Source organism: Pseudomonas sp. NBRC 111132, assembly GCF_001320565.1.
Taxonomy (GTDB): domain Bacteria; phylum Pseudomonadota; class Gammaproteobacteria; order Pseudomonadales; family Pseudomonadaceae; genus Aquipseudomonas; species Aquipseudomonas putida_P.
This window is the reverse complement of record NZ_BCBI01000068.1, coordinates 22285-29284: the sequence shown is the minus strand read 5'-3', so window position 1 is coordinate 29284 and position 7000 is coordinate 22285. Positions and strand designations below refer to the sequence as shown.

Annotated in this window: 4 protein-coding genes and 1 pseudogene; all 5 read right to left on the bottom strand. The window is 62.4% G+C overall.

The genetic code is table 11. The features are described 5' to 3' along the window. A pseudogene (gene gcvT, locus APH35_RS24435) lies at positions 1–584 on the bottom strand (glycine cleavage system aminomethyltransferase GcvT); the annotation flags it as partial. A 27-nt stretch (positions 585–611) separates the two neighbouring features. After that, positions 612–1988 carry an L-serine ammonia-lyase gene (locus tag APH35_RS24430; protein WP_012270686.1) on the bottom strand — a complete coding sequence of 459 codons (1377 nt, stop codon included), beginning with the start codon at positions 1986–1988 and terminating at the stop codon, positions 612–614. 152 nt (positions 1989–2140) lie between these two features. Further along, positions 2141–4996: an aminomethyl-transferring glycine dehydrogenase gene (gene gcvP / locus APH35_RS24425; RefSeq protein WP_012270687.1), complete on the bottom strand. Its 2856-nt coding sequence runs from the start codon at positions 4994–4996 to the stop codon at positions 2141–2143. An 11-nt stretch (positions 4997–5007) separates the two neighbouring features. Continuing rightward, positions 5008–5391 carry a glycine cleavage system protein GcvH gene (gcvH, locus tag APH35_RS24420; RefSeq protein WP_012270688.1) on the bottom strand — a complete coding sequence of 128 codons (384 nt, stop codon included), beginning with the start codon at positions 5389–5391 and terminating at the stop codon, positions 5008–5010. Between the two features lie 278 nt (positions 5392–5669). After that, positions 5670–6875, bottom strand: coding sequence for a sodium/glutamate symporter (gltS, locus tag APH35_RS24415; RefSeq protein WP_012270689.1), 1206 nt, complete (start codon positions 6873–6875; stop codon positions 5670–5672). Positions 6876–7000: the final 125 nt, after the last annotated feature.

Sequence of the window (7000 nt, the reverse complement as noted above, 5' to 3'; positions counted from 1 at the left end):
TCTTCGCCGGTGTAGCCCGAGCGGCTGACGAAGCAGTCTTCACCCAGCAGTTTCATCGGGCGGAACTGCATGAAGGTCATGCCGGCCACTTCCGGGGCCAGGCGCTCAAGCACCTTGACCGCTGCCGGCCCTTGCAGGGCGAGCAGGGCACGCTGCTCGAACAATGGCTGCACCTCGCAACGGCCGCCGATGTGCGTTTGCAGGTGGGCCAGGTCCTGGTCCTTGCAAGCGGCGTTCACCACCAGGAACAGGGTGTCGTCGCCCAGGTTGGCCACCATCAGGTCGTCAAGGATACCGCCTTGTTCATTGGTGAACATGGCATAGCGTTGCATGCCCACCGGCAGGTCGATGATGTCCACTGGCACCAGGCTTTCCAAGGCCTTGGCGGCATCGGCGCCGCGCAGGATGATCTGGCCCATGTGCGAGACATCGAACAGGCCGGCCTGCTCGCGGGTGTGCAGGTGTTCCTTGAGCACGCCCAGCGGGTACTGCACTGGCATGTCGTAGCCGGCGAACGGCACCATGCGCGCCCCCAATTCCAGGTGCAGGGCATGCAGTGGGGTCTTGAGCAGTGTTTCGGACATCGGTGACTCCTTGCTGTTGTTGTCGGGTCAACATTCGATGATGTTGACGGCCAGGCCGCCTCGGGCGGTCTCTTTGTATTTGCTTTTCATGTCGGCGCCAGTCTGGCGCATGGTGCGGATGACCTTGTCGAGGGACACGAAGTGCTGGCCGTCCCCGCGCAAGGCCATGCGCACCGCGTTGATGGCTTTCACCGAACCCATGGCATTGCGTTCGATGCAGGGCACCTGCACGAGGCCTCCGATCGGGTCGCAGGTCAGGCCCAGGTTGTGTTCCATGCCGATTTCGGCGGCGTTCTCCACCTGCTGCACGCTGCCGCCCATCACTTCGCACAACGCCCCGGCGGCCATCGAACAGGCGACGCCGACTTCTCCCTGGCAGCCCACTTCGGCGCCGGATATGGAGGCGTTTTCCTTGTACAGGATGCCGATGGCCGCAGCGGTGAGCAGAAAGCGCACCACCCCGTCCTCGCTGGCGCCCGGCACGAAACGCATGTAGTAGTGCAGTACCGCCGGGACGATGCCCGCCGCACCGTTGGTGGGGGCGGTAACCACACGCCCGCCATAGGCGTTTTCCTCGTTCACCGCCAAAGCGTAGAGATTGACCCAGTCAAGCACCGACAGGGCGTCACGCAGGCTGGCCTCCGGGTGGCGGCTCAGTTGGCGGTACAGGGCTGGTGCCCGGCGTTTTACCTTGAGCCCTCCTGGCAAGATACCTTCGTGCTGGCAACCGGCTTCGACGCAATCCTGCATCACCTGCCAGATGCGCAGCAGCCCGGCGCGGGTTTCTGCCTCTGGGCGCCAGGCGGCCTCGTTGGCCAACATCACTTGGCTGACTGACAGTTGCATTGCGGAGCAATGGCCTAGCAGTTCCTTGGCCGTCTTGAAGGGGTAGGCCAGCACGGTGCTGTCCTCGACGATGCGGTCATGGCCGGCGGCGTCCTCATCCACCACGAAACCGCCGCCCACCGAGTAGTACTCGCGGCTGCGGATTTGCAGGCCGGCCTCGTCGAACGCGCGGAAGATCATGCCATTGGGGTGGTAGTCCAGCGGCTTGCGGATCATCGCCAGGTGCTGCTTTTCGATGAACGCAATGCTGTGCTCGCCCAGCAGGTTGATGCGGCCGCTGTCGCGGATGGCCTGCAGCCGAGCCGGGATGCTGTCGGTGTCGATAATGTCTGGGTGTTCGCCTTCAAGGCCCAGCAGCACGGCCTTGTCACTGCCATGGCCCTTGCCGGTGGCGCCCAGTGAGCCATACAGCTCGGCCCTGACGCTGGCGGTGCTGGCAAGCAGGCCGTCACGGCGCAGCCCTTCGGCAAAGCGCGCAGCGGCACGCATCGGGCCGACTGTGTGTGAACTGGAGGGGCCGATGCCGATCTTGAACAGGTCGAAGACACTCAATGACATGGTGACCTCCTGCCAGGGTTTCAGGACGGACGGTGAACCCTGTGGGAGCGGGTTTACCCGCGAATGCGGCGGTAAAGCCACCATCGCATTCGCGGGTAAACCCGCTCCCACAGAGGCCCACACCTCAACTCAGGGAACGGGCCCGAAAGCTATCAGGCGTCCTGATAGCTCTCGATCGACGGGCAGGCGCATACCAGGTTACGGTCGCCGAACACGTTGTCGACCCGGCCGACTGGCGGCCAGTATTTGCCTTCCACCAGGCTCGGCAGCGGGTACACCGCCTGTTCGCGGCTGTAGCCATGGGCCCATTCGCCAACCAGCTCGGCCGCCGTGTGCGGGGCGTTTTTCAGCGGGTTGTCGTCCTTGTCCAGGCTACCGTTCTCGACCGCGCGAATTTCTTCGCGGATCTGGATCATCGCGTTGCAGAAACGGTCGAGTTCTTCCTTGGACTCGCTTTCGGTCGGTTCGATCATCAGCGTGCCTGCCACCGGGAAGGACATGGTCGGGGCATGGAAGCCGAAGTCGATCAGGCGCTTGGCCACGTCGTCGACGCTGATGCCGCTGGTGTCCTTCAGCGGGCGCAGGTCGAGGATGCACTCGTGAGCCACCAGGCCATTACCGCCGGTATACAGAACAGGATAGTGCTCTTCCAGGCGGCGGGCGATGTAGTTGGCATTGAGGATCGCCATCTGCGAGGCACGCTTGAGGCCGGCACCGCCCATCATGCGGATGTACATCCAGGTGATCGGCAGGATGCTGGCGCTGCCGAACGGTGCGGCGCACACCGCACCTTCGGTGTTTTCCAGTTTCGCGTGACCAGGCAGGAACGGCGCCAGGTGCGACTTGACGCCAATCGGGCCGACGCCCGGGCCGCCGCCACCGTGCGGGATGCAGAAGGTCTTGTGCAGGTTCAGGTGGGAAACGTCGCCACCGAACTTGCCAGGGGCGCACAGGCCGACCATGGCGTTCATGTTGGCGCCGTCGATATACACCTGGCCACCGTTGTCGTGAATGATTGCGCAGATTTCGCCGATCGCTTCCTCGAACACACCGTGGGTCGACGGGTAGGTGATCATGATCGCGGCCAGGCGCTCGCGGTGTTCGATGGCCTTGGCGCGCAGGTCCTCGACATCGACGTTGCCGCGGGCGTCACAAGCGGTGACTACGACGCGCATGCCCGCCATGTGTGCGGTGGCCGGGTTGGTGCCGTGGGCCGACGATGGGATCAGGCAGATGTCGCGGTGGCTTTCGCCGCGGCTGCGGTGATAGGCGCGGATGGCCAACAGGCCTGCGTATTCGCCCTGCGAGCCGGCGTTGGGCTGCAGCGATACTGCGTCATAACCGGTGGCGGCACACAGCATGGCCTCCAGTTCGGTGGTCATCTGCAGGTAGCCTTGGCTCTGCTCGGCCGGGGCGAACGGGTGCAGGTTGCCGAACTCGGCCCAGGTGACCGGGATCATTTCGCTGGCGGCGTTCAGCTTCATGGTGCACGAGCCCAGCGGGATCATGCTGCGGTCCAGCGCCAGGTCCTTGTCGGCCAGGCGGCGCAGGTAGCGCATCAACTCGGTTTCGCTGTGGTAGCGGTTGAACACGGGGTGTTCGAGGATGGCCGACTGGCGCAGCAGGGCGGTGGGCAGCAGCGAACCGGTGCTGGCGGCCAGGGCGACGAAGTCAGGTTGTGCCTGGTCACCAGCGAACAGCTGCCACAGCGACTCGACGTCAGCCTGGCTGCTGGTTTCGTCCAGCGACAGGCCCAGGTGGGCGGCGTCGATCTGGCGCAGGTTGATGCCCTGGGCGCGTGCCTTGTCATGCAAGCTGGTGGTGGCGGTACCGGTGGCCAGGGTCAGGGTGTCAAAGGCGCTGGTGCCCACTACCGGTACGCCCAGGGCCTTCAGGCCGGCGGCCAGGATCGCGGTCAGCGCATGGGTACGCTCGGCAATGCGCTTGAGGCCGGCCGGGCCGTGGTACACGGCAAACATGCTGGCGATGTTGGCCAGCAGTACCTGTGCGGTGCAGATGTTGCTGGTGGCCTTTTCGCGGCGGATGTGCTGCTCGCGGGTTTGCATGGCCAGGCGCAGGGCGGTTTTGCCGAAGCGGTCGATCGATACGCCGACCAGGCGGCCCGGCATGTCGCGCTTGAACGCGTCGCGGGTGGCGAAGTAGGCCGCGTGCGGGCCACCGAAGCCCAGGGGTACGCCAAAACGCTGGGCGCTGCCGATGGCCACGTCGGCGTCGAACTCGCCCGGAGGGGTCAGCAGCGTCAGCGCCAGCAGGTCGGCAGCGACGGCGACCAAGGCGTTGGCGGCGTGGAAGCGCTGTACCACTTCACGGTAGTCGAACACTTCACCGTTGCTGGCTGGGTACTGCAGCAGGGCGCCGAAGAAGGCGCTGACATCGCCCAGCTCGCGCTCGTCGCCGACCACGACCTCGATACCCAGCGGCTCGGCGCGGGTGCGCAGCACGTCCAGGGTTTGCGGGTGGCAGTGCACGGAGGCGAAGAAGGTGTGGCTGGCCTTGTTCTTCGACAGGCGCTTGCAGAAGGTCATGGCCTCTGCGGCGGCAGTGGCTTCGTCGAGCAGCGAGGCATTGGCGATCGGCAGGCCGGTCAGGTCGCTGATCAAGGTCTGGAAGTTCAGCAGCGCTTCCAGGCGGCCCTGGGAAATTTCTGGCTGGTACGGGGTGTAGGCGGTGTACCAGGCTGGGTTTTCCAGCAGGTTGCGCAGGATCGGCGCCGGAGTGTGGGTGTTGTAGTAGCCCTGGCCGATGTAACTTTTGAACAGCTGGTTCTTGCCGGCGATGGCCTTGAGCGCGGCGAGCGCGTCGGCTTCGCTCTGGCCGTCGTGCGAGCCAAGCACGCTGGTGCCCTTGATGCTGTCAGGGATGACTGCGGCAGTCATGGCGTCCAGCGAGTCGAAGCCCAGGGCGGCGAGCATGGCCTGTTCGTCAACGGCGCGCGGGCCGATGTGGCGGGCGATGAATTCGTTGGCGGTGCCGAGGTTGATGGTCATGGCGGAATTCCTCAGGCGTCGTCGTTGGCTTTGATCAGGCGGTCGTAGGCATCCTGGTCGAGCAGTGCGCTGACTTCGCTCATGTCGGCCGGGTTGAAGCGGAAGAACCAGCCTTCGCCCATCGGGTCTTCGTTGACCAGCTCTGGGCTGTTTTCGAGCTGGTCGTTGACCGCGACCACTTCGCCGCTCAGCGGCATGTACACGCCGCTGGCGGCCTTTACCGATTCAACGGTGGACGCTTCGCTGCCTTTCTCGTACTGCTGCAACTCGGGCAGTTGCACGAAAACCACATCGCCAAGGGCGTTCTGGGCGTAGGCGGTGATGCCCACGGTGACGCTGCCATCGGCTTCGACGCGCAGCCATTCGTGATCTTCAGTGAAACGCAACTCGCTCATGGGGAATCCTCGGGAAGCAGGGCGTTGGGCGCGGTGGCTCCGCGCTCTTGGGTTGTGATTCCCTAAGCAATATCGCGGCCAATCACAAAAAAACGTTATAAATCATATGCTTATATTGTTTCTGTAATGCGTTTGACATTTTTGTGGAACGATAACGCTACAGTTGGCGAGGGGAGAGAAAGGGTTTTGTGATCAAACCCTTGTGCAGACGCATCTGAATGGTTGTGTATCGATTTCAATCCGGTGTACTGAAATCGATACAGCCTTGAGAGCCGGGTTCATCCTCCGATAAGGAGGAGCAATGCCAGGTACAACTTGATCACGACGACATTGATGATGTCGATGAAGAACGCGCCCACCATCGGTACCACCAGAAAGGCAATCTGGGAGGCGCCGTAGCGCTGGGTCACCGCCTGCATGTTGGCGATGGCCGTCGGCGTCGCACCCAAGCCGAAGCCGCAGTGCCCTGCGGCCAGGACTGCCGCATCGTAGTTGCGCCCCATCACCCTGAAGGTCACGAAGATCGCGAATAGCGCCATGACCAGTGTCTGCACGGCCAACAAGATGAAGAAGGGTAAGGCCAGGGCTGCCAGGTCCCACAATTTGAGCGACATCAAGGCAATGGCCAGGAACAGGGACAAACTCACGTTGCCCATTACTGACACTTCCCGCTCGAATACACGGTAAAAGCCGATTGCTGAAAGCCCGTTGCGCAACACTACCCCCACGAAGAGTACGCAGACGAAGGTCGGTAGTTCAAATGTTGTGCCTTTCAATGCGCTATTAAGTAGTGTGCCGGCCAGCAAGCTGACGGCAATAAGTGCGAGGGTTTCGATAAATGTAAATGGCGTAATCAGGCGCTCTTTATGCGGGTGTTCGAAACCCTTTGGTAACTGCGGAACTTCTTCTTCGATACCGGGTGCCTTGACGCGCTTGATCAACATCCTGGCGACGGGACCACCAATCAAACCGCCCAGCACCAGGCCGAAGGTGGCAGAGGCCATTGCCAGTTCGGATGCCGAAGCCAGGCCAAATCTCTCGGTGAAGGTTGCGCCCCAGGCAGCGCCTGTACCGTGGCCCCCCGACAAACTGATAGAACCGGTCAGCAAGCCCATCAGCGGATCGAGCCCCAATGCTGTTGCCAGGCCGATGCCCATGGCGTTCTGAACCAGCAGCAAGCCTGTGACCACCAGCAAAAACACCGCCACCACGCGCCCGCCCTTTTTCAGGCTGGCGAAGTCTGCACTCAAGCCGATGGTGGCGAAGAATGCCAACATCAACGGCGTTTGCAGCGAGGTATCAAACTGGACGTGTACATCGAAACTGCGCAAGGCCAAGAGTGACAAGGCAACGACCAGGCCGCCTGCAACAGGCTCCGGGATATTGTAAGTACGCAGGAAACCAATTCGTGCGACCAAACTACGCCCCAGTAGCAATACTAAAGAGGCGGCTACAAGTGTCCCGTAAAAATCGAGTTCAATCATCAGGGTACTCTTCGTTCAGGGTGACAAGCGAAATTACAACGTCACCATTCTACGGCGAGCACTCCCGTCAATTGCGGCTGCGCGGTTAGGAAAAGTCTGAACCATCCGCCAGTTTTGACGATAAC

Coding starts and splice junctions, on each gene's coding strand:
- APH35_RS24430 (WP_012270686.1), bottom strand. CDS start 1,988: ATGTCATTGAGTGTCTTCGACCTGTTCAAGATCGGCATCGGCCCCTCC.
- gltS (WP_012270689.1), bottom strand. CDS start 6,875: ATGATTGAACTCGATTTTTACGGGACACTTGTAGCCGCCTCTTTAGTA.
- gcvP (WP_012270687.1), bottom strand. CDS start 4,996: ATGACCATCAACCTCGGCACCGCCAACGAATTCATCGCCCGCCACATC.
- gcvH (WP_012270688.1), bottom strand. CDS start 5,391: ATGAGCGAGTTGCGTTTCACTGAAGATCACGAATGGCTGCGCGTCGAA.